Raw genomic sequence first — 26272 nt, 5'->3', positions numbered from 1 at the left:
TCGCTGCCTTGCACCGCGTCAGAAGTCCTGCTGCAGGCTCACATAGACGCCGCGGCGCGGCGCCCACTGCGGCGCGAAGACGCCGATACCGCCGCCATCGCGCAACTGGTAGCTGCGGTTGAGGACATTGACCGCGGCCAGTTGCACATGCAGCGGATGCGTATTGACGTCGAAGTCGTGGCCGACGCTGGCATTCAACTGGAAGTACGACGGAAGCGAGGCGCCGTTGGGCACGGTGTCGGTATCGGTGCGCAAGCCGCTGCCGAACAGATAGTTGAGGCCGACCTTGCTGCCTTCGCTGAAGGCGTAGTTGATGCCGCCGGACGAGGTCAGCTTCTGGTCGTGATCCAGGTGGATCCAGTTGTCGTAGGTGTAGGCCAGCGCATCCGGATCGAAGTTGTACAGGCTGGTCATGACCCGCTTGCCCATGGCTTTGCTGTAGGCGAGGTTGAAATATGCCGTCACCGGCCCGTTGGTGTAGTCGGCGCTGAATTCGGCGCCGCGGATGCGGCCATAGCGGTAATTGAAGGTGGAATAGATATAGGCGGCACCGAACTGGCCTTCGTCCTGCAGCCGGTCGGCCTTGCGGTAATAGGTGTCCAGGCCAAGCGTCAGATGGTCGGTGACCACTTGCGAGATGCCCAGGTCGTAGTAGTCGCTACGTTCGCTCAGTGGCGTGGTCGGGCCGTCACCGGCCGACTGCTGGTTGGTGGTGCCGTCGTAGAGCGCGATGTCGCTGGTGGAGATCAGCTCGCTGGCCGGCGGGGTGAAGTAACGCGCGTATCCGGCATGCACGGTGGTGCTGTCGGTGGCGCGCCAGATGACGCCCAGGCGCGGGCTGAGCTGACCTTCGGTCGTGCCGAAGGCCTTGTACTTGTCGCCGCGCAACCCGTAATTGACGGTCCAATCTTCGCCGATCTTCCACTCGTCCTGCAGGTAGAGCGCGTAGGTGCTGGCATGGAAACGGCTGCCGTCGGGAATGAACAGCGGCACGTTGCTGCTCTGGCTGCCGTCGTCGTTGGCGGGGAAGACAGACGAATTGTTGCTGGCGATGGCGTGTTCGAAATTGCCGTACACGCCGTAGCGCAGCGTATGCGAGCCGCCCCATGGCGTTGCGAAGTCCGCCTGCACGGTATTGGCGCGGTTGCTGCGGTCCACCTGCGAGGCGATGCCGTTGAAGATCAGGTCGCCGGCAACGTCGGGGGAGAAGGCGACGCTGCTGTAACGCTGGCCGGCGGAAAGCTGATAGTTGGTGTCGCCGAGCGTGCCTTGCAGGGCCAGGGTGCCGAAACGGGTGTTTTCGCGCTGGTTCTCGTCCAGGCGCGAGGAGTCGAAATCGGTGGTGCCCAGGTAATCGAAGGCCGGCGTCTGCCCCGGATTGTTGGGGATCTGGAAGCGGTTGTTCGCGTAGCCGACCAGCAGGCTGAGACGGGTGTTCTCGTTGACCAGGTAGGTCAGATCGGCGAAGCCCTTGCCCTGATGGGTTTTGTCGTGGATGGGGTTGAGGCTGTCGACCGGGTTTTCCAGGCCATTCTTGTTCTGGTCGTAATCGCCGCTGACGAACCAGCTCCAACGCCCGCTGCTGCCCCACAGCGAGGCGTTGGGGTTGATGGTGCCGAATGAGCCGGCGGTGATGCCGAAGCTGCCGCCATTGCCGAGTTCGGCACCGCTCTTGGTGGTGATGTCGACCACGGCTGCGGTGCGGTCGCCGAACTGCGCCGGCAACGCACCATCGAGCAGCTTGAGGTTCTTGATGATGCGCGGCTCCAGACTCTGGCCGAAACCGGAGATGGATTCGGGAATCATCACCCCGTTGATGCGGTACTGCAGGTTGGCGTGGTCGCCGCGGACGTGAATGCCGCCGTAGGAATCCTGTACCACGCCCGGCGCCTGCAGCAGGACCTGATTGAGTGGAGTCGCCGCGCCGAGCGGCAGGCGATCGATATCGTCAGCGGTGATGGCAAATTGGCTGCTGCCGATGTCCGGCGACAGGGCATTGCGCGCCGCCTCGAGCTTGGCGATCACGTTGACCGTGTCCAGATCGGTCGTGCGTTCGGAGTCGGCATCGGCGGCAAACGCCGCACCGATGGGGGCGGCCAGCAGGGCGACGGTGATGGCAGCAGACAGAAGACGAGGAGTCATGGCAGTTTCGCGAGGCGGGTGAGGGGGAGGGTGTTGTTATTTTGTAACGTTGAGCGCTTTGGCGAGCGCTAGCGTAGGTCGAAAGTCATGGCTCGACGGGCGATGTTGTTTGCTGTTCAGGTCGAAAGGGCCGGCGCGCGACCGCACGTCGGACGGACGCGGCGGCAATTCGGTGCCATTGGCCTTCAGGCGCTTTGCGTAGCGTTCCGGCTCTGCCAACATCGCAGGCTGCCTAGGAGTCCTTTCATGAATCTTTCCGCTGCCACTTCCGCTACCGATTCGGCCGCCGCAGCGTGGGCGCCGGACAGCTGGCGCGGCAAGCCTGCATTGCAGCTGCCGGTGTACCCGGATGAGAACGCGCTGCAGGCGGCCATGCACGAGTTGGGGCGGCTGCCGCCGCTGGTGACCTCGTGGGAAATCTTCGCGCTCAAGCGCCAGCTGGCCGAAGCGCAGGAAGGCAAGCGCTTCCTGCTGCAGGGTGGCGATTGCGCTGAAAATTTCAGCGATTGCGAATCGGGCACCATCTCCAACCGTTTGAAGGTGCTGCTGCAAATGAGCCTGGTGCTGGTGCACGGCCTGCATTTGCCAGTGGTGCGGGTGGGTCGCTTTGCCGGGCAATACGCCAAGCCGCGCTCGGCCGACACCGAAACGCGCGATGGCGTGACCTTGCCGAGCTATCGCGGCGATGTGATCAATGCGCCGGCCTTCACCGAGGCCGCGCGCGTGCCCGACCCGCGCCGCATGATCACCGCACATTCGCGCTCGGCGATGACGATGAACTTCGTGCGCGCGTTGATCGACGGCGGCTTCGCCGACCTGCATCACCCCGAATACTGGAATCTGGACTGGGTGGGCTATTCGCCGCTGGCGGCGGACTACCAGAAGATGGTTGCCTCGATCGGCGACGCCGTGCGCTTCATGGAAACGCTGTCCGGGGCAGAGGTGTACAACCTCAATCGCATCGATTTCTACACCTCGCACGAGGCGTTGTTGCTGCCGTACGAAGAAGGCCTGACCCGTCAGGTGCCGCGTCAGTGGGGCTGGTTCAATCTCAGCACGCACTACCCGTGGATCGGGATGCGGACGGCCGCGCTGGATGGCGCGCACGTGGAATACCTGCGCGGCGTGCGTAACCCGATTGCGATCAAGGTGGGGCCGTCGGTGCAGCCGGACCAGCTGCTGCGCCTGATCGATGTGCTCAATCCCGAGGACGAGCCCGGGCGTTTGAGCTTCATCCATCGCATGGGCGCGGCGCAGATCGCCGACAAGTTGCCGCCGTTGCTGGATGCGGTCAAGCGCGACGGGCGGCGGGTGCTGTGGGTGTGCGATGCGATGCATGGCAATACCGAAAGCACCGGAAATGGCTATAAGACGCGGCGTTTCGACAATATCCGCAACGAAGTGGAGACCTCCTTCGACCTGCACGCGGCCGCCGGCACGCGGCTGGGCGGCGTGCATCTGGAACTTACCGGCGAAGATGTCACCGAATGCACCGGCGGTGCGCGCGAGCTCACCGAGCGCGATCTGGAACGGGCGTATCGCTCCAGCGTGGATCCGCGGCTGAACTACGAACAGTCGCTGGAAATTGCGATGGCGATCGTGCGCAAGCAACAACAGGTGGCTTCGCAGCCGCTGGGCGGATGATCAACGTGTGCGCATGACGTGATGCTCATGCCGCGTGCGGCATGCTCTGGCAGCCATCCCTCTTTCCCCCCACAGGAGGAACGGTTTGACTGCCGATTGGAACGTCATCCGCGAATATGCAATTCCGCTCGGTGCCTCGCTGCTGGCGGGCATCGTCACCTGGTCGTTGATGCTGTGGCTGTTTCGCCGCATGCAGGGTCGCGACTACCGCCGTGCGCGCATCATTCGCGTGATCACGCTACCGGCGGCGTTTATCTTGCCGCTGTTGTTTCTGGGGGTCGCCACCGAAGCGACCCCGTTGGCCGGCAAGGCGCTGGCAGCGGTGCAGCATCTGCTGCACCTGGGAATCGTCGGCTGCGTCACCTGGTTGCTGGTACGCGCGGTGGCCGCCGGCGAGGCGGCGATCTTGCGCAGCAATCCGATCGAGGTGTCGGACAACCTCACCGCGCGGCGCATCCAGACCCAGACGCGGGTGCTGAGCCGCGTGCTGATGGGCACGGTGATCTTGCTCGGCATTTCGGTGGTGCTGTTGACCTTCCCGCAGGTACGCCAGATCGGCAAGACCTTGCTGGCGTCGGCCGGCATCATCGGGCTGGTGGCCGGTATCGCGGCCAAACCGGTGTTCGGCAACCTGATCGCCGGTTTGCAGATTGCACTGACCCAGCCGATTCGCCTGGATGATGTAGTGATCGTGGAAGGCGAGTGGGGCCGCATCGAAGAGATCGGCAGCTCGTACGTGGTGGTGCGGATCTGGGACGAGCGCCGCATGGTGGTGCCGCTGACCTGGTGGATTGAAAACCCATTTCAGAACTGGACGCGCAGCAGTGCCGATCTGCTCGGCACCGCGTTCCTGTGGCTGGATTACCGTACGCCGATTGCAGCGGTACGTGCGGAACTGGAGCGTATCTGCCACAGCGAACCGCTATGGGACGGCCGCGTGTGCGTGACCCAGATTACCGACACCAGCGACAACACCATCCAGGTGCGACTGCTGGTGAGCGCGCGCAATTCCGGCGATGCCTTCGATCTGCGCTGCCTGGTGCGCGAACGCATGATCGATTTCCTGACCCGCGAGCATGCGTATGCCTTGCCGAGGCTGCGCGCCGAAATCGCAACGCAGGAAAGAACGCCATCACGCCCTGCCGAGCCGATTGCACAGGAGAGCGTGCGCTCGCCGGGCGCAGAAGACGGCGAGCCTGCGGCCAGCATCTAGCGCGCCAAGAAAACGACGGCATCCCAGCCAGGCGCGTGCGGCCGGTGCCCGGAACCGGCATGTATTCCGCGGGCAGGCGGTTCTTGCGCGCCGCCCACGCCCGCCTGGCGACGCTCGTTGCGTTTGTGGGACTGCTTTTATCGGGTGGTGTTGCGCAACTGCCGGCATCGAATGTGTTCGGCAGGCAGTTGCACAAGCACCCGCCAGGGCATTCTTCTTGGGCGCCAGGTATAGCGGCGGTCAATCATGCTGGCGCGAACCGGGCGCAGGCGCGACGGGTGTCGTGCCTGACGTGGCCCCACCTGGCGCAGCCGGCGCACTCGGCGCATAGCCAGGCGTAAAGCGCGCATGGCTGCGTTGCTCGTATGCATACGCCAGCTCGATCAGGCGCGGCTCGCTCCAGGCGGTGCCCATGAACAACAGGCCCAGTGGCAAGCCCTGGGTCTGTCCCATCGGCACGCTCAGGCTTGGATAGCCGGCCACCGCCGCGGCACCATAGCCGGCGCCGGGGAAGGTATCGCCCTTGCCGAGTGTGGTGATCCACGCCGCGCCCGTCGTGGGCACGATCAAGGCATCCAGGCGATCTGCCTTCAAGGCTGCGTCGATGCCTTCCGGCCCCGCCAATCGCTTGGCGTTGGCGCGCGCGCTCAGATACCCCGCATCGTCGAGACCGGGCGCTGCCTGCGCCTGTTCGAACAATTCCTGCCCGAAGTACGGCATTTCGCGCTGCGCGTGCTTGCGATTGAACGCAATCAACTGCTCCAGGTTCGCCACAGGCGCGTGGTGGTTCTGCAGATACGCGTTCAAGCCGGCCTTGAATTCGACCAATAAGACCATCTGCTCTGCAGCATCCCACTTGCCATCCGTGGCCAGGGCGGTCTCGACCACGGTGGCGCCTGCGTCACGCAGGGTGCGCACGGCGCGGTCGAGCACCGCGGCGATTGCCGGATCCTCGCGCAGCGGGTTGCGCAACAGGCCCAGGCGCGCGCCACGCAGGCTGTCGGGTTTCAGGTGGGCGAGATAATCGACACTGGTCGCCGGCGCCTTGGCGGTGGCGGGGTCCTGCGGGTCGGGTGCGGCAATGGCCTGCAGCACTGCAGCCGCATCGGCGACGCTGCGGGTCATCGGGCCGGCGGTGTCCTGGCTGGCGGAAATCGGGATGATGCCGTCGCGACTGACCAGGCCAACGGTCGGCTTGAGCCCGACCAGGCCGTTGACCGATGCCGGACAGGTGATGCTGCCGTCGGTTTCGGTACCGATGCCGACGGTGGCCAGGCTGGCCGCGATGGCCGCACCGGTGCCGGCACTGGAGCCGCAGGGATTACGATCCAGCGCATATGGATTGCGCGTGAGCCCCCCGCGTCCGCTCCAGCCGGAACTGGATTGGGTGGAGCGGAAATTGGCCCATTCGCTGAGGTTGGTCTTGCCCAGGATCACCGCGCCGGCGGTGCGCAGGCGCTGCACCATAAACGCATCGCGAGCGGGGCGGAACTCGGCCAGGGCGAGGGAGCCGGCGCTGTTGACCATCGGCAGCGCGTCGATATTGTCCTTGAGCAGCACCGGGATGCCGTGCAGCGGCCCACGCACGTGGCCGGCTTTGCGTTCGGCATCCAGGGCGCGTGCGTCGGCTTCGGCCTGTGGATTGAGTTCGATCACCGCGTTGAGCCTGGGGCCGGCGCGATCGATGCCGGCAATACGCTGCAGATACGCGCGCGTCAGTTGCAGGCTGCTGCTCTGGCCGCTGGCCATGCGCGCCTGCAGGCCGGCCACGTCGGCCTCGCTCAGATCGAGAGGGTGGGCGGTGGACGCGTCGGCAGCGCTGGCCGCAGAACGCGACGGATCATCGGCATGCGCACAGCCGCACAGCGCGGCAAGCAGCGCGAAGGACAAAAGGGTGGATCGCATGGATGGTCGTCCCCGGGGAGAAGTCGCAGGCTAACGGCGCTGCGTCGGGGTGACAACGTAAGGACGTGCCCGCCAACGGGCAGGCAGGCTCAGCGACGGCGGCGTCGCACCAGGTCGCGTGCCAGCACGCCGACCACCAGCAGGTTGATCGCCAGCACGCCCCAGGCGGTCCAGCCGGGATGACGCACGATGGCGTAGATATCGAATGGCAGATAGATGGCCGCCGACAGGCAGCCCAGCACCGAGGCCCAGGCCTTGGCACGCCAAAGACCCCAGGCTTCCACCACATGCAGCAGGCCATAGGCCAGCATGGCGGCAGCGGCCAGATGCACCGCATCGGGGCTGATGGTCTTGAGCAACGACGGCAGTGCGCCGTGGTCGGGGTCCAGGTTGAAGCGGCGGATCAGGGTGATGACCGCGTTTTGCAGCGGGAGCGGGCCCAGAATTTCCAGGCCCGTCGCCGCCAACAGCGCAAGCGTCCCCTTGACCGCCTCAAGCAAGGCGATCACATGCAGTCCCGGATGCGCGCGCGGATCCGGGCTATAGGGTTTGTTACTCACGCGTCAGCTCAACAACTCAGCCCGAACGGCCAGCGCGCTTGCGGTCGCTTTCGGTCAGGAATTTCTTGCGCAGGCGGATTTCCTTCGGGGTGACTTCCACCAGCTCGTCGTCCTCGATGAAGTCCAGCGCCTGTTCCAGCGTGTACTTGATCGCTGGGGTCAGCTTGATCGCATCGTCCTTGCCCGAGGCGCGCATGTTGGTCAGCGGCTTGGTCTTGATCGCGTTGACGGTCAGGTCGTTGTCCTTGGAGTGGATACCCACCAGCTGGCCTTCGTACACGTTGTCGCCTTCGGCGGCGAACAGGCGGCCACGCTCTTCCAGCGGCCCCAAGGCATATGCCGGGGTCGCACCCGGTGCATTGGCAATCATCACGCCGTTCTGGCGCTTGGCGATGGCGCCCTGTTCCTTCGGACCGTAGTGGTCGAATACGTGAAACAGCAGGCCCGAGCCCTGGGTCAGGGTGCGGAATTCGTTCTGGAAGCCGATCAGGCCACGCGCCGGGATCATGTAATCCAGACGCACGCGGCCCTTGCCGTCGGGCTCCATGTTCTTCAGCTGGCCCTTGCGGGTGCCCAGCTTTTCCATCACGCCGCCCTGGTGCTGTTCTTCGATGTCCACCACCAGCTGCTCGATCGGCTCCATCAACTTGCCGTCGATTTCCTTGATGATCACTTCCGGACGCGACACGGCCAGCTCGTAGCCTTCACGACGCATGTTTTCGATCAGCACCGACAGGTGCAGCTCGCCACGGCCGGAGACCAGGAACTTGTCGGCGTCCGAGCCTTCCTCGACCTTCAGCGCCACGTTGTGCACTTTCTCGCGGTCCAGACGGTCGCGCAGCTGGCGGCTGGTCAGGAACTTGCCGCCGGACAGGTCCTTGTTGCCGGCGAACGGCGAGTTGTTGACCTGGAAGGTCATCGAGATGGTCGGTTCGTCCACGGTCAGCGCCGGCAGCGCTTCGGGATGATCGAGCGCGCACACGGTGTCGGAGATGGTCAGTTCCTGGATGCCGGAGATGGCCACGATGTCGCCGGCCTCGGCGGTGTCCTGCTCAATACGCTCCAGGCCCAGGAAGCCCAGCACCTGCAGCACCTTGCCCTGGCGCTTCTTGCCTTCGCGGTCGATCACGCTGACCGGCATGTTCTTCTTCAACGTGCCGCGCTGGATGCGGCCGATGCCGATCACGCCGACGAAGTTGTTGTAGTCCAGCTGGCTGATGCGCATCTGGAACGGGCCGTCCGGGTCCACGTCCGGGGCCGAGACGTGCTGCATGATCGCTTCGTACAGCGGGGTCATGTCGCCTTCGCGCACGTCCGAATCCAGGCTGGCGTAGCCGTTCAGTGCGGAGGTGTAGACGATCGGGAAATCCAGCTGCTCGTCGGTGGCGCCGAGCTTGTCGAACAGGTCGAACACCTGGTCGATCACCCAGTCAGGGCGTGCGCCGGGACGGTCGATCTTGTTGACCACCACGATCGGCTTGAAGCCCATCGCAAAGGCCTTCTGGGTCACGAAGCGGGTCTGCGGCATCGGGCCGTCCATCGCGTCGACCAGGATCAGCACCGAGTCCACCATCGACAGCACGCGCTCGACTTCGCCACCGAAGTCGGCGTGTCCGGGGGTGTCGACGATGTTGATGCGGTTGCCCTGCCAGGTGATGGCGGTGTTCTTGGCCAGGATCGTGATGCCACGTTCCTTTTCCTGGTCGTTGCTGTCCATCACGCGTTCAGCCAACACGGTGCGTTCGGACAGGGTGCCGGACTGCTTCAGCAGGCAGTCGACGAGGGTGGTCTTGCCATGGTCGACGTGCGCGACGATGGCGATATTGCGGAGTTTTTCGATAGACATGCGGAAAGGGCCCCTGTCTGGCGCCAGTCTTGAGATGAGGTAAGCCCGACATTATAGCGGTTTCGTTGCGCTGCCGTTGCCGATTGCCCGGAGTCGATTCAGATCGCCCATTCAGCCAGCGTGACGGGCCGCGCGCCGGGCGGGCGGGAGCGTTGAACGATGGTCGTACCCATGCGGCCGGCCACGCACCCGGGTGTATCCTAGCGGGCTATTGATCACCCCAGAACCTGCAAGGATTTCTATGTCCCTGATCGCCACTTTCGACACCTCCCGCGGCCCGATCGTCGTCGAGCTGTACCCGGACAAGGCCCCGCTGACGGTTGCCAACTTCGTGAACCTGGCCAAGCGCGGCTTCTACAACGGCCTGAGCTTCCATCGCGTCATCGCCGACTTCATGATCCAGGGCGGTTGTCCGGAAGGTTCCGGCCGCGGCGGCCCGGGCTACCGTTTCGAAGACGAGACCAACAACGGCGTGGGCCACGAGCGCGGCGTGTTGTCCATGGCCAATGCCGGCCCGAACACCAACGGCAGCCAGTTCTTCATTACCCACACCGCCACCCCGTGGCTGGACGGCAAGCACACCGTATTCGGCAAGGTCACCCAGGGCCTGGACGTGGTCGATAGCGTTGCCCAGGGCGACACCATCAATACGCTCACCATCGAAGGCGACACCGACGCCGTGCTGGCCGCCAAGGCCGACCGCGTTGCGGAGTGGAACAAGATCCTCGCCGCCTGATCGCATCCCGTCGAACGGCCGCCATGTGCGGCCGTTCGCTTGTCAACGCGCGCCGCCAGGCCCTGCGCCCCGCCAGCGTGCGACCCCCACCAACGTTTTTTAGCAGAGGAAACACCCCATGAAAGCACCTGTTCGTGTTGCTGTGACCGGCGCTGCCGGCCAGATCGGCTATGCCCTGCTGTTCCGCATCGCTTCCGGCGAAATGCTGGGCAAGGACCAGCCGGTCATTCTGCAGTTGCTTGAACTGCCCATTGAGAAGGCCCAGGCCGCCCTCAAGGGCGTGATGATGGAACTGGAAGACTGCGCGTTTCCGCTGCTGGCCGGCATGGTCGGTACCGACGACGCCGAAGTGGCCTTCAAGGACGTTGATATCGCCCTGCTGGTCGGTTCGCGTCCGCGCGGCCCGGGCATGGAGCGCAAGGACCTGCTGCTGGCCAATGCGGAGATCTTCACCGCACAGGGCGCGGCCCTGAACAAGGTCGCCAAGCGCGACGTGAAGGTGCTGGTGGTCGGCAACCCGGCCAACACCAACGCCTACATCGCCATGAAGTCGGCGCCGGACCTGGACCCGAAGAATTTCACCGCCATGCTGCGCCTGGACCACAACCGCGCGCTGAGCCAGCTCTCGGCCAAGCTCGGCAAGCCGGTTGCCGGCATCGAGAAGCTGGCGGTGTGGGGTAACCACAGCCCGACCATGTACCCGGATTATCGTTTCGCCACCGCCGATGGTGCCTCTGTCGGTGATGCGATCAACGACCAGGAGTGGAACGCTTCCACCTTCATCCCGACCGTGGGCAAGCGCGGCGCAGCGATCATCGAAGCGCGTGGCCTGTCCTCGGCCGCCTCCGCCGCCAATGCCGCCATCGACCACATCCGTGACTGGGTGCTGGGCACCAACGGCAAGTGGGTGACGATGGGCGTGCCGTCGGACGGCTCCTACGGCATTCCGGAAGGCGTGATGTTCGGCTTCCCGGTCACCACCGAAAATGGCAAGTACACCATCGTCAAGGATCTGCCGATCGACGACTTCAGCCAGAAGTACATCGACAAGACCCTGGCCGAGCTGGAAGAAGAGCGCAGCGGCGTGGCGCACCTGCTGGGCTGAGTTATTCGGTCACTGCTGTCATGAAAACGCCGGGCATTGCCCGGCGTTTTTTTATTGCGCCTCGCGTGGCAGAGACTGCGCGGTCAGGCCAGGCCTTCGGCCTTGAGTGCAGCCTGCACATCGGCATCGGCCAGCATGCGTTGCACGAACGCCTGCAGCGCATTCAATCCATCCAGATTCACCGCAACTTTCTGCGCCCACAGCAAGGTGACGAACAAATACGCATCGGCACCGGTGTGGCTGTCGCTGGCGAGCCAGGTGCGGCCTTGCAGATGCGCATCGACGCGCTCGTACAGCGTGCGCAATTTGCTGCGCGCATCGTCCTGGCTGCGCGCAATCAGCGCCGGGTCCTGCAGATACGCGGTGCTGCCGAAGATCGGCTTGAAGGTGGGGTGCACGTCGGCATTGACGAAGGCGATCCACCGATTGATCTCGGCACGGCTGCGCGCGGTGCCATCGCCGGATAGGCCGGTGAGTGGTGCGATGTCGGCGATGTAATTGAGAATGGCTGCATTCTGGGTCAGTGCCCAATCGTCGACCATCAGCAATGGCACCGAGCCTGCTGGATTCAGACGCAGATACTCGGGAGATTTCATCGTTGCCGCATCGACCACACTCAGGTCGAACGGCAGCCCCGACCAACGCAACACGATGTGATCTGCCAGCGAACAAGCGCCGGGCTTGGTATACAGCTTCATGGACGATCCACGCGGGAATGAAGACCCGAGCTTAGCGGGCAGACGATGCCGTGTGGAGCGCGCAGCGGGAATTGTGCTTCAGCAGGGCGCCGCTCATTGGCCCATGGGTCGCTCGCGCTGGTGTCGCGCCGATATGAACGGCATCACCGAACTGGCAGCGCGCACGTGGCGGCTCCGGCCTGGTCAGGCTCTTCTTTGCAACCTGTCCGGGCGCAGGAAGCGAGTCGGTGCCTGATAAGGCTTGCTGCCGCGCCGGTCGATCGCCATGCGTGCAGCGTGTCCGTTGTATGCGACGCATGAGCGTCTTCAGATAGGCGCTTGAAACACGTCAAACGCAGCGGCACTGCGTCTCGATGATCAACGATCCCAGCGACGTATGACGCTCAGAGATACCGCGACAGTCCGCGCTCAGGACGCGTTGCGCGGGCGCAGCGATTGCACGCGATAGAACGTGTGGTCGCCGATGGTGGCCACCTGATAGGCATTACGCCAGCTGGGGCTCGCAATTGCGCTTGCGGCAAAGTGGCTGGCGCCCGGCACGATCTCCTTGCGTTGGCCAACCGGCAATGCCCAGTTGCGCTGCGCCGCCAGTGCCACGCCCAATGCCTTGTTCCAGGCATCGTCGTTCTTCAGCTGCGTGCCTGGCGCGACGATCGTCGGCGCGAACTGCTTGCGTGCAGTGACCACCTGACACATCGAATCGCCCCACAAACCACTATCCAGGCGACGCAACGCAACTTCTGCAACGGCCTGTTGGCCACGCAAGGTCTGGTCGCGCGCTTCCAGATAGACGGTCGTGCTCAAACACAGCGAATCTGCGGCTGGCTGCGGCAACACATGCGACAGCCAGAGTATCCAAACAAGTTTCATAGAACTCCTTGCTCCGTATGGGCCGGTCCGCAGAGCATCCAATGTGGATGCACCAGTGCAGAGGGCTTGGCGTCATGGGGAGGCGACCTGCCACCGGTCGCCAAATGCTTCGGCGAAAGACCATCTGCCGAAGGCGCCCACCAAATGCGGTGGGTCAAAAAGTTGGCGCAAGGTAGGCGTCGATCACACAATCGCGGCTGAATGAGAGGGGTTGACGACTGCAACCGCCCGCAACGCATGGCGCTGCACACAAGCCTCGCGTGCATCGCAACATCGCATCTGCGTCGCATCGTTGCAGCGACTGTTGTGTTGCCTGAATTTTTTGCCACATCGCGCACGCTGCGGCATTGCGCGTTGGTTTGGGAAGATCGCCTGGCGGCCAAAAAAGCACCCTCCGCATAAGCGAATTTTTCTTACACGCGCTCGTCACGCGTTGTTGTGTTGTCCAGTTGAGTTACGCAATTGGTTTCGTACATCGACCACGGATGCGCGAGAAAAACGAGCGTTGCGGTGACGCCAGCGATGGCGCAAGTGCTACGTGTCCGAGATACATCGTCGTGCTGCAGTCTTGGCGATTTAGACATCATCTTGGATGCGTACAGATGCGCGGTCTCGACGCATCTTGCTGATAACGCCATCGGAAGCAGCACAGACGCCATCCGCTGCAGCGAAAGCTATCTGCCATTACGACGCGATTTCCGTCACTGCATGACGTTCGGAGGATGCGTGACCATGTTTCGACAGCTCGTCGATCATTCGATGCGCCAGGGATGCGCCCTAGTGCGTTGCGATGGGTTCCGAGGTCGCCTGCTTATGCGCGCAAGAGCACGAAGAAGCTCAAGTGCAGAAGTGCCAGGCACATAAGTTTCAAAACGAATGGACGCCAAGGCGAAGGAGGCGATGAGGCGCCAGGTGCTGCAGTCAGTGCAGCACGCACTGTCGGCAGCGCGCGCATGCAGCTTTCGAAATTCCTTGTCCAAGTGACAAAGCGTGCGGTGTATTCGCATCCCATAACCGCGTTGATGCTCTCGCGGTAACTGCGAATCGACAACGCAAGAAACAAGCATCGACCCGAGCGCGTTTCAGGTGCGCGAAGTGCCCGGCCGTCTACCAGGCAGGCGCGTGTCGAAATGTGCTGTCGTGCAGGCACGCAATATGGCAGGCGGCAGTGCGCGCGGTGACGATGCATCTGGCACTTATCGCCGAGCCGCACGACAAGAAAAAGAATGGGCGTTGCAGACCACCACATCCGCGTGCATGTCGGCGTCGGTAACGCCGCATGCACGTCAGCAGTGCAGCTAGGACGCGAACACAACGACGGCGTCGTGGTGACGCCGTCTTCGAAAACCCCTTACAGGGTCGCGGCCAGCCGACTTGCCTGGTTGATCGCGCGCTTGGCATCCAGTTCGGCCGCCACGTCCGCGCCACCGATCAAATGCGGCTGCTGGCCATTGGCCTGCAGCGCAGCCAGCAACTCGCGACGCGGCTCCTGCCCGGCGCACACCACCACCGTACCGACATCCAGCAGCTGTTCGCTGCCTTCCACGCGAACGCGCAGGCCGGCATCGTCCACGCCCAGATATTCCACGCCGCCGAGCATCTTGACGCCCTTGGCCTTGAGCGTCGCGCGGTGGATCCAGCCGGTGGTCTTGCCCAGGCGTGCACCAGGCTTGCCGGGGCTGCGCTGCAACAGCCAGACCTGGCGGGCGGCGCGCTCGGGTTGCGGTTTGGTCAACGCACCGCGCGCTTCGAAGTTCGGGTCTACGCCCCATTCGGCCATCCAGCGCTGCGGATCCAGCGCAGGCGATTGGCCGGTGTGCACCAGAAACTCACCGACATCAAAGCCAATGCCGCCGGCACCGATGATCGCCACCTTGTCGGCGGCCACGTGGCGGCCCAGCACCACGTCGAGATAGCTCACCACCATCGGATGATCGGCACCGGGGAAATCCACCTTGCGCGGCTCGATGCCGGTTGCCAGCACGACTTCGTCAAAGTCTTTCAGATCGGCCGCCTGTACCGGGGTGTTCAGACGCAGCTGCACGCCGGTCGCTTCGATGCGATGGCCGAAGTAACGCAAGGTCTCGTTGAATTCTTCCTTGCCCGGAATGCGCCTGGCGACATTGAATTGCCCCCCGATCGCATCGCTAGCATCGAACAAGGTCACCCGGTGCCCGCGTTCTGCCGCCACTGTCGCGCAGGCCAGACCGGCCGGGCCGGCCCCGACCACGGCGATGCGCTTGGGCGTGGCAGTCGGGGTGTAGTTGAGTTCGGTCTCGTGTGCGGCACGTGGGTTGACCAGGCAGCTGGCCAGCTTGTTGTCGAAAACATGATCCAGGCAGGCCTGATTACAGGCGATACACGTATTGATGGTGTGCGACTGCCCGGCGCGCGCTTTATTGGTCCACTGCGGGTCGGCCAGCAGCGGCCGCGCCAGCGACACCATGTCTGCGGCACCGTCGGCCAGGATGCCCTCGGCCACCTCCGGCATGTTGATGCGGTTGGTGGCCACCACCGGAATGCGCAGATACGGTTTGAGCTTGGCGGTGACCCCGACAAACGCGGCGCGCGGCACCGAGGTGGCGATGGTGGGAATGCGCGCTTCGTGCCAGCCGATACCGGAATTGATGATGGTCGCGCCGGCCGCTTCGATCGCCTGTGCCTGCGCCAGGATTTCCTGCCATTGGTTGCCGTCTTCGACCAGATCCACCAGCGACAGCCGGTAGATGATGATGAAGTCCGGCCCGCAGGCCTCGCGGATGCGCCGCACGATCTCCACCGCAAAGCGCATGCGCTTGCTGGCATCGCCGCCCCAGGCGTCGCTGCGCCGATTGGTGCGCGCGGCGGTGAATTCGTTGATCAGATAGCCTTCCGAGCCCATGACCTCGACGCCGTCGTAGCCTGCCTCGCGCGCCAGCCGCGCGGCACGCGCATACGCGGCGATCTGCCGGTCCACCGCGCCGGCCGACAACGCACGCGGAGTGAACGGGTTGATCGGTGCCTTGAGCCTGGACGGCGCAACCGACAGCGGGTGGTACGCATAGCGCCCGGCGTGCAGCAGCTGCAGGCAGATCTTGGCGCCGTGTTCGTGGACTGCGCGGGTGACCTGGCGATGCGGGCGTACTTCCCACGGCCACGATAACTTGCCGCCGAATGGCTTGAGCCAGCCCACCACATTGGGCGAAAACCCACCGGTCACGATCAGGCCCACGCCACCGGCGGCGCGCTCGGCGAAATACGCCGCCAACTTGGGGAAGTCGCGCGCGCGGTCTTCCAGGCCCGTGTGCATCGAGCCCATCAGGACCCGATTACGCAATTGCGTGAAGCCCAGATCGAGCGGGGTGAACAGGTGCGGGAAAGACAAGGCGGAGGGGCCGGTGGCGGGCGACATGATGTGGATACGCTGGCGTACGGATTGCGCACGATGCCGGCAAACCGGCCTGGCGGCAAGTCCTGGTGCATGCAGCGGCGCGCCGATGCTGCAGACGCCCGTTCGGCACCACGCCTGTGCTGCCGCCCGCACAGGCGCGCCCCGATGCGCAGGCGCCTTTCGCACCAGGGCATCGGGGCAGCGACCGTGGCCCGCCGGCCGCCTTACCAGCCGGCCAGCACCAGCTTGCCGATCGTGCTGCCGCTTTCCAGGCGACGATGCGCCTCGCGCAGCTGCTGCGCATTGATCGGCGACAGCGTCTCGGTATGCGTGGTGCGCAGTTCGCCGGCATCGATCAGGCTGGCTGCCCGGTTGAGGATACGGTGCTGCTCGACCATGTCCTCAGTCGCATAGCGCGCGCGCGTGAACATCAGCTCCCAATGGATGCCGATGCACTTGGATTTGTAGGGGTCGCCGATCGACAACGGCCCGCGCGGCTCCACGATCAGGCCCACATGGCCCTGCGGCGCCAGCACTTCGCCCAGTGGCTGCCAGTAGCGGTCGGTGTCGGCCAGATTGAGCGCCGCGTCCACCGTGTCCAGTCCCAGCGCCTGCAGTTGCGGCTGCAGCGGTTGGTGATGATCGATCACGTGATGCGCGCCCATTTGGCGAACCCACTCGATGCTCTCCGGGCGCGAGGCGGTGGCGATCACCGTGAATCCGGCATGCCGCGCCAGCTGGATCGCGATGGAGCCCACGCCACCAGCGCCGCCGATGATCAGCAGATGCCTGCCGCGATTGCGTGCACCGTCGAACGAAAAGGGCATGCGCTGGAACAGCAACTCCCATGCCGTCAGGGTGGTCAGCGGCAACGCGGCCGCCTGCGCGAAGCTGAGCGAGGTCGGTTTGCATCCGGCAATGCGGGCGTCCACCAGCTGGTACTGCGCATTGCTGCCCGGCCGCCCGATATCGCCGGCGTAGTAGACCTCGTCGCCGACCGCAAAGGCGGTGACCTCCGGGCCGACCGCCTCGATCACCCCGGCGGCGTCGTAACCCAGGATCTTCGGCGCGTGCAGCGGTTGCGGCTTGGGCGCGCGCACCTTCGTATCGACCGGGTTCACCGAGATCGCTTCCACCCGCACCAATAAGTCATACCCCGACGGCGCCGCAGGTGTCGGAAGTTCCATATCAAGCAGCGATTCGGGATCGTCGATCGGAAGATGGCGGGTGAGGGCGACAGCTTTCATTGGAGCGCTCCAGAGCGGGAGGTTCAGGGTGCGTTGTGGAGCAAGTTGCCCGCAACCACCGACCCCACAATTCAGCTCGGACGGGGCCTGGCGTTCACCAATGTAGTTTTCGAGGCCGCCTGGAACGCTAAAAACCAGTCAGCCTGAAAGCGTATTCAAGTGACTTAATTGGGCTGCGGTTCATGCAGGTGCGTTATCCGATTTGGGCGCGCGGTCCTTTCCTTCATGAAGCTGTATACGTAGTATTGCTTGGCGTTGCGGGACCCGGTGATTGCTTTCACATGTTATATGACCGTTAACGCGATCTTCACCGAGGCCGGCTTAATCTGCGCCCCGATGGCTCTGGATGTGACGAGCATCTTTACCAAGCACAACGCCTCTATCGGTTTTATCTCCCAAAGAAGGAGCTGTATAAATGAACAAGAAAATTCTCACTGCCGCGTTGCTCGGCGGTCTGGCAGTTGCCCAGGCTGCTTCCGCGCAGGAGTTCGACGACCGTTGGTACCTGACCGGTAGCGCTGGCTTCAACTTCCAGGACAGCGATCGCCTGACCAATGATGCCCCGTTCGTCACCCTGGGTCTGGGCAAGTTCGTCAGCCCGAACTGGTCGATCGACGGTGAGCTGAACTATCAGAACCCGAACTTCGATGCCAACCAGGATCTGAACTGGAGCCAGTACGGCATCTCGTTCGACCTGCGTCGCCACTTCATCCAGGAAGGCCGCGGCTGGAACCCCTACCTGCTGTTCGGCCTGGGCTACCAGCGTTCGGAAGAAGAATTCGACGCGACCCCGAACCCGGTTTCGCCGGGCCAGCAGAAGGACGGCAACTTTGCCGCCAAGGCTGGTGTCGGTCTGCAGACCACCTTCGACAAGCGCGTCGCCGTGCGTGCCGAGTTGGCCTACCGCGCTGACTTCAACGACCAGAGCGTTGCCGCTCCGCGCGAAGACTGGTTCGGTGACGTGCTGGCTTCGGTCGGCGTCGTGATCCCGTTGGGACCGGCTCCGTCGACCGCTCCGCCGCCGGCTCCGGCTCCGGTTGCTCCGAGCTGCGCCGATCTGGATGACGACGGTGACGGCGTCAACAACTGCGACGACAAGTGCCCGAACTCGCAGCCTGGCCAGACCATCGGTCCGGACGGTTGCCCGGTTCCTGTCTCGATCGACCTGAAGGGCGTGAACTTCGACTTCAACAAGTCGACCCTGCGTCCGGATGCCGTCTCGATCCTGAGCGAAGCGACCGAAATCCTGAAACGTTACCCCGACCTGAAGGTCGAGGTTGCCGGTCACACCGACTCGAAGGGTACCGACGCGTACAACCAGAAGCTGTCCGAGCGTCGTGCGACCACCGTGTACGACTACCTGACCAAGAACGGCGTCGATGCGTCGCGTCTGGTCGGCCCGATCGGCTACGGCGAGAGCCGTCCGATTGCTCCGAACACCAACCCGGATGGTTCGGACAATCCGGAAGGTCGTGCGAAGAACCGTCGTACCGAGCTGAACGTCCAGAACTAATTGGACCGCTAGCTTTGCTGCATACAAAACCCGGCCTTGCGCCGGGTTTTGTCTATGCAGGCCCTAGAAAAGCGCGCTCAGGCGCTGCCGATCCTGTCTGTGTTGCCATCCAGGCACGGTTCCTGTTGAAACAGCGTTCATCGCTGCCTACACTCGCCGCGTCAATACCACACTCATACTTGGAAGAACCCGATGCTGCGTACCGCTACGGCAGGACTGCTCTGTCTCGCTCTGATCCCCGCCGCCTACGCCGCTCCGAACTGCGCCGGCAGCATGGTGTCCCAGCCACTGCCGCTGCCCGCCACCGTGGTTGCACCGGCGGCTGCCGAGTTCTACACCCGCAGCGTGCAGCTGGGCATGCCCACTGGCGTGCTGGCACAGCCCTATAGCAGCGACCAGTCGGTGGATCGCGTGCTGCTGCGCCTGCGCGTGGAAGGCTGCCAGGATCTGGCCAAGGTCATTCCGCCTGGCGGCACCGTCAACCCGAACGACCCGGCGGCCTACAAGGCGACCACCGCGTTCGACAACACCCCGTGGCGCTTCGACATGAGCCAGAACGGCAAGCGCATGACGGCAGAAGAATTCGATGCCTGGATGAAGGCCCGCGGTGTGCGCGTGGTCAAGGCACGCCCGGCCGCTGGCGCGGCACCTGCCGCGGCAGCGCCCGCAGCACCTGCAGCCGACGCCAAGTCGGTCGAAAACAAGTAAGCCCTGCGGTCGGGACGGCATGCCCCGGCGACCTGCGCCGGCAACGTCCCGGCAGCGTCAGCGTGGTCCGGGAGCGGCCGGTGCAGTGCGCACCTCCGCTGCCGCATCCGCCAATGCCGCGCCACGCCATGGGCTGGCGCGTGTGCTGTCCAAGCTTGGCGTGTGTTCGCGCACCGAGGCAGCGCGCTGGATTGCCGATGGCCGCGTCAGCGTGTCGGCGCGTGTGGTGCGCGACCCCGAATTTCCGATCCGCGGCGATCAGCAATCGTCCATCACTGTCGATGGGCAGCCGCTTGCGGGGCCGGCACGTTGCTATCTGATGCTCAACAAGCCGCGTGGCGTGGTCACCACCGTGCGCGACGAGCAGGGCAGGGACACGGTCTACCGTTGCTTCGATGGCGCCGGCCTACCGTGGATCGCGCCGGTGGGGCGCCTGGACAAGGCCAGCGAAGGCCTGCTGCTTTTCAGCAACGACCCCCAATGGGCGGCGACGGTGACCGACCCGGCGAGAGGGCCGGACAAGACGTACCACGTGCAGATCGATTGCCGCCCCAGTGCCGCGCAACTGGCGCAGCTGCAGGCCGGTGTGGCAGATGCCGACCCTGAGGGCGAGGGCGTGCTGTTGCGTGCCAAACAGGTCAGCGTGCTGCGCGAAGGCGAGCGCAATGCCTGGCTGGAAATCGTGCTGGACGAAGGCCGTAATCGGCAGATCCGCCGGCTGTTGGCCGCAGTCGATATCGGCGTACTGCGGCTGGTGCGCGTGGCGATCGGCCCGCTGGCGATGGGGGAGCTCGGCAAAGGCGCGTGGCGGATGCTGAGCGCCGAGGAAGTCAGGGCGTTGGTACCGGCAGCGCGCGCCAGCGCGCCAGACGCGCGCTGAGCAGGGCGCTCACCACTTCGTAAGCGCGTGCGTCGCCGGCGCCGTTGGCATCGTGGCGGCGCCCCTTGGCGTGATTGCAGCCGGCACAGGCCAGCGCCAGATTGCGCGCATCGTTGGCATCGCCGCCCACCAGCGCGCACAGCGCCGCCGCCGCGCGACGACCGAACCAGGCCTGCGGCACCACGTGTTCCAGCGTGGTGTGGCCAAGCGGTTCGCCGTCGGCGCGCACTTGCAGATGCCGACGGCAATGCAGGCAGCGTGTCTCCCAATGGCCGTCGCGCAGCTGCGCCTGCGCATCGGTCTGCGCCGCCAGCAGCAGCCGTTGGCGCAGCACCGTGCGCATGCTCAGGCGTCGATGACCTTGAGTTCGCGCCCGATCTTGATGAACGCTTCGATCGCTTGATCCAGGTGCTCGCGCGTATGCGCTGCGCTGATCTGGGTGCGAATGCGCGCCTGGCCTTTCGGAACCACCGGGAAGAAAAAGCCGATGGCGTAGATGCCTTCTTCCAGCAAGCGCTCGGCGAATTTTTGCGCCAGCGGTGCGTCGTACAGCATCACCGGGCTGATCGGATGCACGCCCGGCTTGACGTCGAAACCGGCGGCGGTCATGCGGGCGCGGAAATAGGTGGTGTTTTCGACCAGCTGCGTGCGCAGCTCGCCCGCGGCATCCAGCATGTCGAAGGCCTTGATGCCGGCAGCCACCACGTGCGGCGGCAATGAATTGGAGAACAGGTAGGGGCGCGAACGCTGACGCAGCAACTCGATCACTTCGCGCTTTGCGGTGGTGAAGCCGCCGAGTGCGCCGCCCATGGCCTTGCCCAGGGTGCCGGTGAAAATATCGATCTGATCCAGGACGCCCTTGACCTCGGCCGAGCCGCGGCCGGTGGCGCCGAGGAAGCCGGTGGCGTGGCATTCGTCGATATGCACCAGCGCGTTGTACTTGCGGGCTAGGGCAGTGATTTCGTCGAGCGGGGCGATGAAGCCGTCCATCGAGAACACGCCGTCGCTGGTGATCAGCTTGGTCTTGCAACCGGCGGCGTCGGCGGCCTGCAGCTGCGCCTCCAGATCGGCCATGTCGCAGTTGGCGTAGCGGAAGCGCTTGGCCTTGCACAGGCGCACACCATCGATGATGGAGGCATGGTTGAGCGCGTCGGAAATGATGGCGTCGTGCTCGCCCAGCAGCGGTTCGAACAGGCCGCCGTTGGCATCGAAGCAGGCCGCGTAGAGGATGGTGTCTTCGGTGCCGAAGAACTCGGCGATGCTGCGTTCCAGTTGCTTGTGCAGGTCCTGGGTGCCGCAGATGAAGCGTACCGAGGCCATGCCGAAGCCGTGGCTGTCCAGCGCGTCCTTGGCGGCCTGGATGATGTCCGGGTGGTCGGCCAGGCCCAGATAGTTGTTGGCACAGAAGTTCAGCACGCGGCGGCCATCGGCCAGGGTGATCTCGGCCGACTGCGGACCGGTGATGATGCGCTCGGACTTGAACAGGCCTTGGGCCTGGATGGCATCCAGTTCGGCGGCGTAATGGGCAGTCAGCGCGGCGGGAGCGGTGGTCATGGCGGTCGCAGTGGCAGAAAGAAGCGCAATTTTAACGATCACGGTGGCATACCACTACGTCATGCAAAATCGGCATAAGAGGCGGCGCTGATGTCATTTCACCGCCTGCGTGCCGCTGCGCAGCATGGCATGCTTGCTGTTCAGCTGTGCTCAACCGGCCAGGAGATCGTCGTGACATACCCCCGTTTCCGTTTTGCCTCCCTTCTTTGCGCCTTGCTGGTCCTGGCCGGGCCGGCTGGCGCGCGCGAGATCGGGCTGCTCAACGTAAGCTACGACCCCACCCGCGAGTTCTACCGCGACTACAACGCCGCCTTCGCCGCGCAGTGGAAACAGCAGCACCCGCAGGACACGGTGACCGTAGAAACCTCGCACGGCGGCTCTGGCAAGCAGGCGCGCGCGGTGATCGATGGCATCGAGGCCGACGTGGTGACCCTGGCGCTGGCCTACGACGTGGATGCCATCGCGCAGAAGGCCAAGCTGATCGATGCCGATTGGGAAAAGCGCCTGCCCGACAACAGTGCGCCGTATACCTCGACCATCGTGTTCCTGGTGCGCAAGGGCAACCCGAAGAACATCCACGACTGGCCGGACCTGCTGCGGTCTGGCGTAGCGGTGGTGACGCCGAACCCGAAGACCTCCGGAGGCGCGCGCTGGAACTATCTGGCCGCCTGGGCGTATGCCGACCACATCTTCAAGGGCGACCGCCAGCGCATCCTGCGCTACATGCAGGCGCTGTTCCGCAACGTGCCGGTGCTGGATACCGGCGCACGCGGTGCCACCACCACGTTCGTGCAGCGCGGCATCGGCGATGTGCTGCTGGCCTGGGAAAACGAAGCGCTGCTGGCGCGCGAGGAACTGGGCAAGGACAAGTTCGAGATCGTGGTGCCGAAGTTGTCGATCCTGGCCGAGCCGTCGGTGGCGCTGGTGGACAAGAACGTCGACAAGCATGGCACCCGCGAGGTGGCCGAAGCCTACCTGCGCGATCTGTATGCGCCTGAAGGGCAGAAGCTGGCAGCCAAGCATTTCTATCGCCCGCGGCATCCCGAATTTGCCGACCCGGCCGACATGGCGCGGTTTCCGGACATCAAGCTGGTGACCATCCAGCAGGCGTTCGGCTCATGGGAGAAGGCGCAGCAGGAGCACTTCGCCGACGGTGGCGTGTTCGACCAGATCCAGGCCAACAAGTAGGCGATGTCGATGTCGGTTGCACCCCACCCAGCGCCGTCATCGCGCCGACGCGTGATGCCGGGGCTGGGCCTGAGTCTGGGCATCACCCTGACCTGGCTTGGCCTGATCGTGCTGATCCCGCTGCTGGGCATCTTCATCAAGACCAGCGGTCTGGGCTGGGAGGGCCTGTGGCGGGTATGGAGCGAGCCGCGCGTGCTGTCGGCGCTGCGGGTGAGCTTCGGCACCGCGTTTGCGGCCGGTGCCTTCAACGCGGTGATGGGCACCTGGGTGGCCTGGGTCTTCGTGCGTTACAGGTTCCCGGGCAAGCGCTTTTTCGATGCGGTGATCGATCTGCCGTTCGCGTTGCCCACCGCGGTGGCCGGCATTGCGCTGACCGCGCTGTACGGCGGCAACGGGTGGGTGGGGCGCTGGCTGGAGGCGATCGGGATCAAGGTGGCTTACACGCAGCTGGGCATCGTGCTGGCGTTGGTCTTTGTGGGCCTGCCTTTCGTGGTGCGGGTGGTGCAGCCGGTACTGGCAGAGAGCGATCGTGAAATGGAGGCTGCCGCCGCCACGCTGGGTGCCTCGCGCTGGCAGACGGTATGGCGGGTGGTGCTGCCGGGGCTGTGGCCAGCGGTCCTGACCGGGTTTGCGCTGGCATTTGCGCGCGGCGTGGGGGAGTACGGCTCGGTGATCTTCATTGCCGGCAACCTGCCCAATTCCACCGAGATCGCCCCGCTACTGATCACCATCCGGCTGGAAGAATTCGACTACGCCGGCGCCACTGCCATTGCCGCGGCCATGTTGTTGCTGTCGTTCGTGATCCTGCTGGTGGTCAATACGCTGCAGGCACGGCTGCTGCGCTATCAACGGAGGCCCGTATGAACAATGCCGTTTCATCGCTGCCTTCCATGTTGCCTACCCACGCCATGACCAAGCAGGCGCGCCGCATCAGCGATTCGGCCACCAATGAGCCGCGCTGGGTGCAATGGCTGATGATCCTGGGGGCCGTGCTCTTTCTGCTGGCGTTCTTGCTGCTGCCGCTGGTGCTGGTGTTCGCCGAGGCATTGCGTGGCGGTTGGGAAACCTTCCTGCGTGCGGTGGTCGACCCGGACGCGTTGTCGGCGATCAAGCTGACCTTGCTGGTGACGGCGATCGTGCTGCCGTTGAATCTGGTATTCGGCGTGGCCGCGGCGTGGGCCATCAGCAAGCATCAGTTCTGGGGCAAACGTCTGCTGGTCAGCCTGATCGACCTGCCGTTTTCGGTGTCGCCGGTGGTGGCGGGCTTGATCTTCGTACTGATCTTCGGCCGCAGCGGCTGGGCCTGGCCGCTGATCGACGAAGGCTGGCATGTGCAGCTGCCGGTGCTGGGCGAGTTGGTGATTCAGCTGCCGCGGATCGTGTTCGCGTTGCCGGGCATCGTGCTGGCGACCACGTTCGTGACATTCCCCTTCATCGCGCGCGAACTGATGCCGCTGATGGAGCAGCAGGGCAGCGACGAGGAACTGGCGGCACTAAGCCTGGGCGCGAACGGCTGGCAGATGTTCTGGCGGGTGACGTTGCCCAATATCCGTTGGGGCCTGCTGTACGGCGTGCTGCTGTGCGCGGCGCGCGCGATGGGCGAATTCGGGGCGGTGTCGGTGGTGTCCGGGCATATCCGTGGACGCACCAATACGCTGCCGCTGCATGTGGAAATTCTCTACAACGAATATGCCTACAGCGCCGCATTTGCCTGCGCGTCGCTGCTGGCACTGACCGCGCTGCTGACGTTGGCGCTGAAGACGTATCTGGAATGGCGACACGGCGATTCGCTGGCCGCCAACCACCGCCATTGAGGTGACCATGGGCATCCGCATTCACCGCCTGCGCAAGCAGTTCGAGACCTTTACCGCGCTGGACGACATCAATCTGGAAGTGCGCCAGGGCGAGTTGCTGGCCTTGCTTGGGCCCTCCGGCTCGGGCAAGACCACGCTGCTGCGGATCATGGCCGGGCTGGAGCATGCCGATGGCGGCCAGGTGCTGTTCGGCGATGAAGATGCCACCCGCATGAGCGTGCAATCGCGCCGGGTCGGCTTCGTGTTCCAGCACTACGCATTGTTCAAGCATATGGACGTGTTCGAGAACATCGCGTTCGGCTTGCGCGTGCGCCGCGGCAACGCGCGTTGGGCCGAAGCACGCATCCGTGCGCGCGTGGAGGAACTGCTGGCGCTGGTGCAGCTGCACGGCCTGGAACAGCGTTATCCCACCCAGCTCTCCGGCGGCCAGCGGCAGCGCGTGGCGCTGGCGCGCGCGCTGGCGATCGAGCCGCGCGTGCTGTTGCTGGACGAGCCATTCGGGGCGCTGGATGCGCAGGTGCGCCGCGACCTGCGCCGTTGGCTGCGCGAGTTGCACGAACGTACCGGCCTGACCACGGTCTTCGTCACCCATGACCAGGAAGAAGCCCTGGAACTGGCCGACCGCGTGGCCATCCTCAACCGCGGCCGCATCGAGCAACTCGACACGCCGGCCATGATCTACGACAAGCCGGCCTCGCCATTCGTGTATTCGTTCGTGGGTGCGGTGAACCGTATCCCCGGGGTGCTGGCGCAGGGGCAGATCCAGGTGGCTGGGCACGCACTTCCCCTGCCCAATGCCGCGCTGGCTGCAGGGCCGGTGGAGGTGTATGTGCGGCCGGAAGATCTGGTGCCCGACGAGGCGGGCTGGCCGGCGACGGTGGCGTGGTCGCAACGCAGCGGGCCACGCCTGCGGCTGCGCGCAACGCTGGAACCGGCGGGCAACGAAGTGGAGGTGGAACTGCCGGCCTCTGCCGGTAGCTTCCAGCCAGGGCAGCAAGTGCGCTTGGCAGCACGGCAGTACGGGATATTTCCCGCGTAAGCGGGCGCCGGCTGAGATCGCAGGGCGCGGGAATGGATGTGCGAGGCGCGTTTCGCCTTTGCTGTGACCAATTCCCGCTGCCCGATTTCAACCCCGAACATCAAGATTCGGCGCAAGCGGTCGATGACATCGACACCTGATTCGCGCATGGGCTCTTGAGTGTGTGCGCTGGATCAAGCGAACGCGACTTTCATGTTGCGCTGCAATGACAGTTGGACTAAGAAGTCCTTGCAGCCTCGC

The 26272-nt window shown here is 64.5% G+C and carries 21 protein-coding genes; 11 read left to right on the top strand and 10 right to left on the bottom strand.

The features are described from left to right. Nucleotides 1–18 precede the first annotated feature (18 nt). The gene (locus AC1POX_RS17040) at nucleotides 19–2142 is read right to left on the bottom strand and encodes a TonB-dependent receptor (RefSeq protein WP_372356417.1); all 2124 of its coding nucleotides are present in this window, start codon (nucleotides 2140–2142) and stop codon (nucleotides 19–21) included. A 246-nt stretch (nucleotides 2143–2388) separates the two neighbouring features. On the opposite strand from AC1POX_RS17040, the gene AC1POX_RS17035 reads away from it, so the two are divergent. Then, nucleotides 2389–3786: a class II 3-deoxy-7-phosphoheptulonate synthase gene (locus AC1POX_RS17035; protein ID WP_071118679.1), complete on the top strand. Its 1398-nt coding sequence runs from the start codon at nucleotides 2389–2391 to the stop codon at nucleotides 3784–3786. Nucleotides 3787–3871: 85 nt separating this feature from the next. Next, complete coding sequence (locus AC1POX_RS17030; protein ID WP_008571659.1) at nucleotides 3872–4999, top strand: mechanosensitive ion channel family protein; 1128 nt, start codon at nucleotides 3872–3874, stop codon at nucleotides 4997–4999. A gap of 240 nt (nucleotides 5000–5239) precedes the next feature. On the opposite strand, the gene AC1POX_RS17025 is transcribed toward AC1POX_RS17030, so the two are convergent. From AC1POX_RS17025 to typA, 3 genes are all read right to left on the bottom strand, one after another. Beyond that, complete coding sequence (locus tag AC1POX_RS17025) at nucleotides 5240–6889, bottom strand: amidase (protein WP_218558628.1); 1650 nt, start codon at nucleotides 6887–6889, stop codon at nucleotides 5240–5242. Between the two features lie 104 nt (nucleotides 6890–6993). Then, nucleotides 6994–7413, bottom strand: a complete 420-nt coding sequence (locus tag AC1POX_RS17020; RefSeq protein ID WP_008571656.1) for a DUF2127 domain-containing protein — start codon at nucleotides 7411–7413, stop codon at nucleotides 6994–6996. 67 nt (nucleotides 7414–7480) lie between these two features. Continuing rightward, nucleotides 7481–9310 (bottom strand): translational GTPase TypA, encoded by a 1830-nt coding sequence (typA, locus tag AC1POX_RS17015; RefSeq protein WP_003486646.1) that lies wholly within the window; start codon nucleotides 9308–9310, stop codon nucleotides 7481–7483. A 241-nt stretch (nucleotides 9311–9551) separates the two neighbouring features. On the opposite strand from typA, the gene AC1POX_RS17010 reads away from it, so the two are divergent. Together AC1POX_RS17010 and AC1POX_RS17005 are read left to right on the top strand one after the other, a co-directional pair. Next, the gene (locus AC1POX_RS17010; protein ID WP_003486644.1) at nucleotides 9552–10046 is read left to right on the top strand and encodes a peptidylprolyl isomerase; all 495 of its coding nucleotides are present in this window, start codon (nucleotides 9552–9554) and stop codon (nucleotides 10044–10046) included. A gap of 118 nt (nucleotides 10047–10164) precedes the next feature. Then, on the top strand, nucleotides 10165–11151 hold the full coding sequence (locus tag AC1POX_RS17005) for a malate dehydrogenase (RefSeq protein WP_008571655.1): 987 nt from the start codon (nucleotides 10165–10167) through the stop codon (nucleotides 11149–11151). Nucleotides 11152–11234: 83 nt separating this feature from the next. Here the strand turns inward: AC1POX_RS17005 and AC1POX_RS17000 are convergent, their stop codons facing one another. The 4 genes from AC1POX_RS17000 to AC1POX_RS16985 all read right to left on the bottom strand — a co-directional run bounded on the left by AC1POX_RS17000 (nucleotide 11235) and on the right by AC1POX_RS16985 (nucleotide 17336). Next, complete coding sequence (locus AC1POX_RS17000; protein WP_008571654.1) at nucleotides 11235–11849, bottom strand: glutathione binding-like protein; 615 nt, start codon at nucleotides 11847–11849, stop codon at nucleotides 11235–11237. Nucleotides 11850–12257: 408 nt separating this feature from the next. Further along, nucleotides 12258–12719: a cell wall hydrolase gene (locus AC1POX_RS16995; protein WP_005915848.1), complete on the bottom strand. Its 462-nt coding sequence runs from the start codon at nucleotides 12717–12719 to the stop codon at nucleotides 12258–12260. 1351 nt (nucleotides 12720–14070) lie between these two features. Then, entirely contained in the window at nucleotides 14071–16110 is a 2040-nt protein-coding gene (locus tag AC1POX_RS16990; RefSeq protein ID WP_057681047.1) for an NADPH-dependent 2,4-dienoyl-CoA reductase, read from the bottom strand. Between the two features lie 203 nt (nucleotides 16111–16313). Continuing rightward, nucleotides 16314–17336, bottom strand: a complete 1023-nt coding sequence (locus AC1POX_RS16985) for a zinc-binding alcohol dehydrogenase family protein (protein ID WP_014089494.1) — start codon at nucleotides 17334–17336, stop codon at nucleotides 16314–16316. A 415-nt stretch (nucleotides 17337–17751) separates the two neighbouring features. On the opposite strand from AC1POX_RS16985, the gene AC1POX_RS16980 reads away from it, so the two are divergent. The 3 genes from AC1POX_RS16980 to AC1POX_RS16970 all read left to right on the top strand — a co-directional run bounded on the left by AC1POX_RS16980 (nucleotide 17752) and on the right by AC1POX_RS16970 (nucleotide 20437). Next, on the top strand, nucleotides 17752–18849 hold the full coding sequence (locus tag AC1POX_RS16980; protein WP_008571649.1) for an OmpA family protein: 1098 nt from the start codon (nucleotides 17752–17754) through the stop codon (nucleotides 18847–18849). Between the two features lie 192 nt (nucleotides 18850–19041). Next, complete coding sequence (locus tag AC1POX_RS16975) at nucleotides 19042–19557, top strand: hypothetical protein (protein ID WP_007968908.1); 516 nt, start codon at nucleotides 19042–19044, stop codon at nucleotides 19555–19557. Between the two features lie 19 nt (nucleotides 19558–19576). Continuing rightward, nucleotides 19577–20437 (top strand): pseudouridine synthase, encoded by an 861-nt coding sequence (locus AC1POX_RS16970; protein ID WP_014089496.1) that lies wholly within the window; start codon nucleotides 19577–19579, stop codon nucleotides 20435–20437. On the opposite strand, the gene AC1POX_RS16965 is transcribed toward AC1POX_RS16970, so the two are convergent. Together AC1POX_RS16965 and kbl are read right to left on the bottom strand one after the other, a co-directional pair. Further along, nucleotides 20388–20780 (bottom strand): HNH endonuclease, encoded by a 393-nt coding sequence (locus tag AC1POX_RS16965; protein WP_122273214.1) that lies wholly within the window; start codon nucleotides 20778–20780, stop codon nucleotides 20388–20390. The two genes, AC1POX_RS16970 and AC1POX_RS16965, sit on opposite strands and share 50 nt — an antisense overlap. A 2-nt stretch (nucleotides 20781–20782) precedes the next feature. Then, a complete protein-coding gene (gene kbl / locus AC1POX_RS16960) occupies nucleotides 20783–21991 on the bottom strand; it encodes a glycine C-acetyltransferase (RefSeq protein WP_031421297.1) in 1209 nt (402 codons plus the stop codon). A gap of 90 nt (nucleotides 21992–22081) precedes the next feature. Here kbl and AC1POX_RS16955 point away from each other — a divergent pair, with 90 nt between their 5' ends. Genes AC1POX_RS16955 through AC1POX_RS16940 form a run of 4 tightly spaced genes read left to right on the top strand, consistent with a single transcriptional unit; the run spans nucleotide 22082 to nucleotide 26032 of the window. Beyond that, nucleotides 22082–23179: a sulfate ABC transporter substrate-binding protein gene (locus tag AC1POX_RS16955; RefSeq protein WP_014089499.1), complete on the top strand. Its 1098-nt coding sequence runs from the start codon at nucleotides 22082–22084 to the stop codon at nucleotides 23177–23179. A gap of 3 nt (nucleotides 23180–23182) precedes the next feature. Continuing rightward, a complete protein-coding gene (gene cysT, locus AC1POX_RS16950) occupies nucleotides 23183–24043 on the top strand; it encodes a sulfate ABC transporter permease subunit CysT (RefSeq protein ID WP_011346559.1) in 861 nt (286 codons plus the stop codon). Next, nucleotides 24040–24993 (top strand): sulfate ABC transporter permease subunit CysW, encoded by a 954-nt coding sequence (gene cysW / locus AC1POX_RS16945; RefSeq protein WP_029818781.1) that lies wholly within the window; start codon nucleotides 24040–24042, stop codon nucleotides 24991–24993. Before cysT ends, cysW begins: the two co-directional genes overlap by 4 nt. 7 nt (nucleotides 24994–25000) lie before the next feature. Further along, nucleotides 25001–26032 (top strand): sulfate/molybdate ABC transporter ATP-binding protein, encoded by a 1032-nt coding sequence (locus tag AC1POX_RS16940; RefSeq protein WP_372356416.1) that lies wholly within the window; start codon nucleotides 25001–25003, stop codon nucleotides 26030–26032. Nucleotides 26033–26272: the final 240 nt, after the last annotated feature.

Source organism: Xanthomonas sp. NCPPB 3442 (genome assembly GCF_056725145.1).
This window is presented reverse-complemented; position numbering and strand designations above follow the sequence as displayed.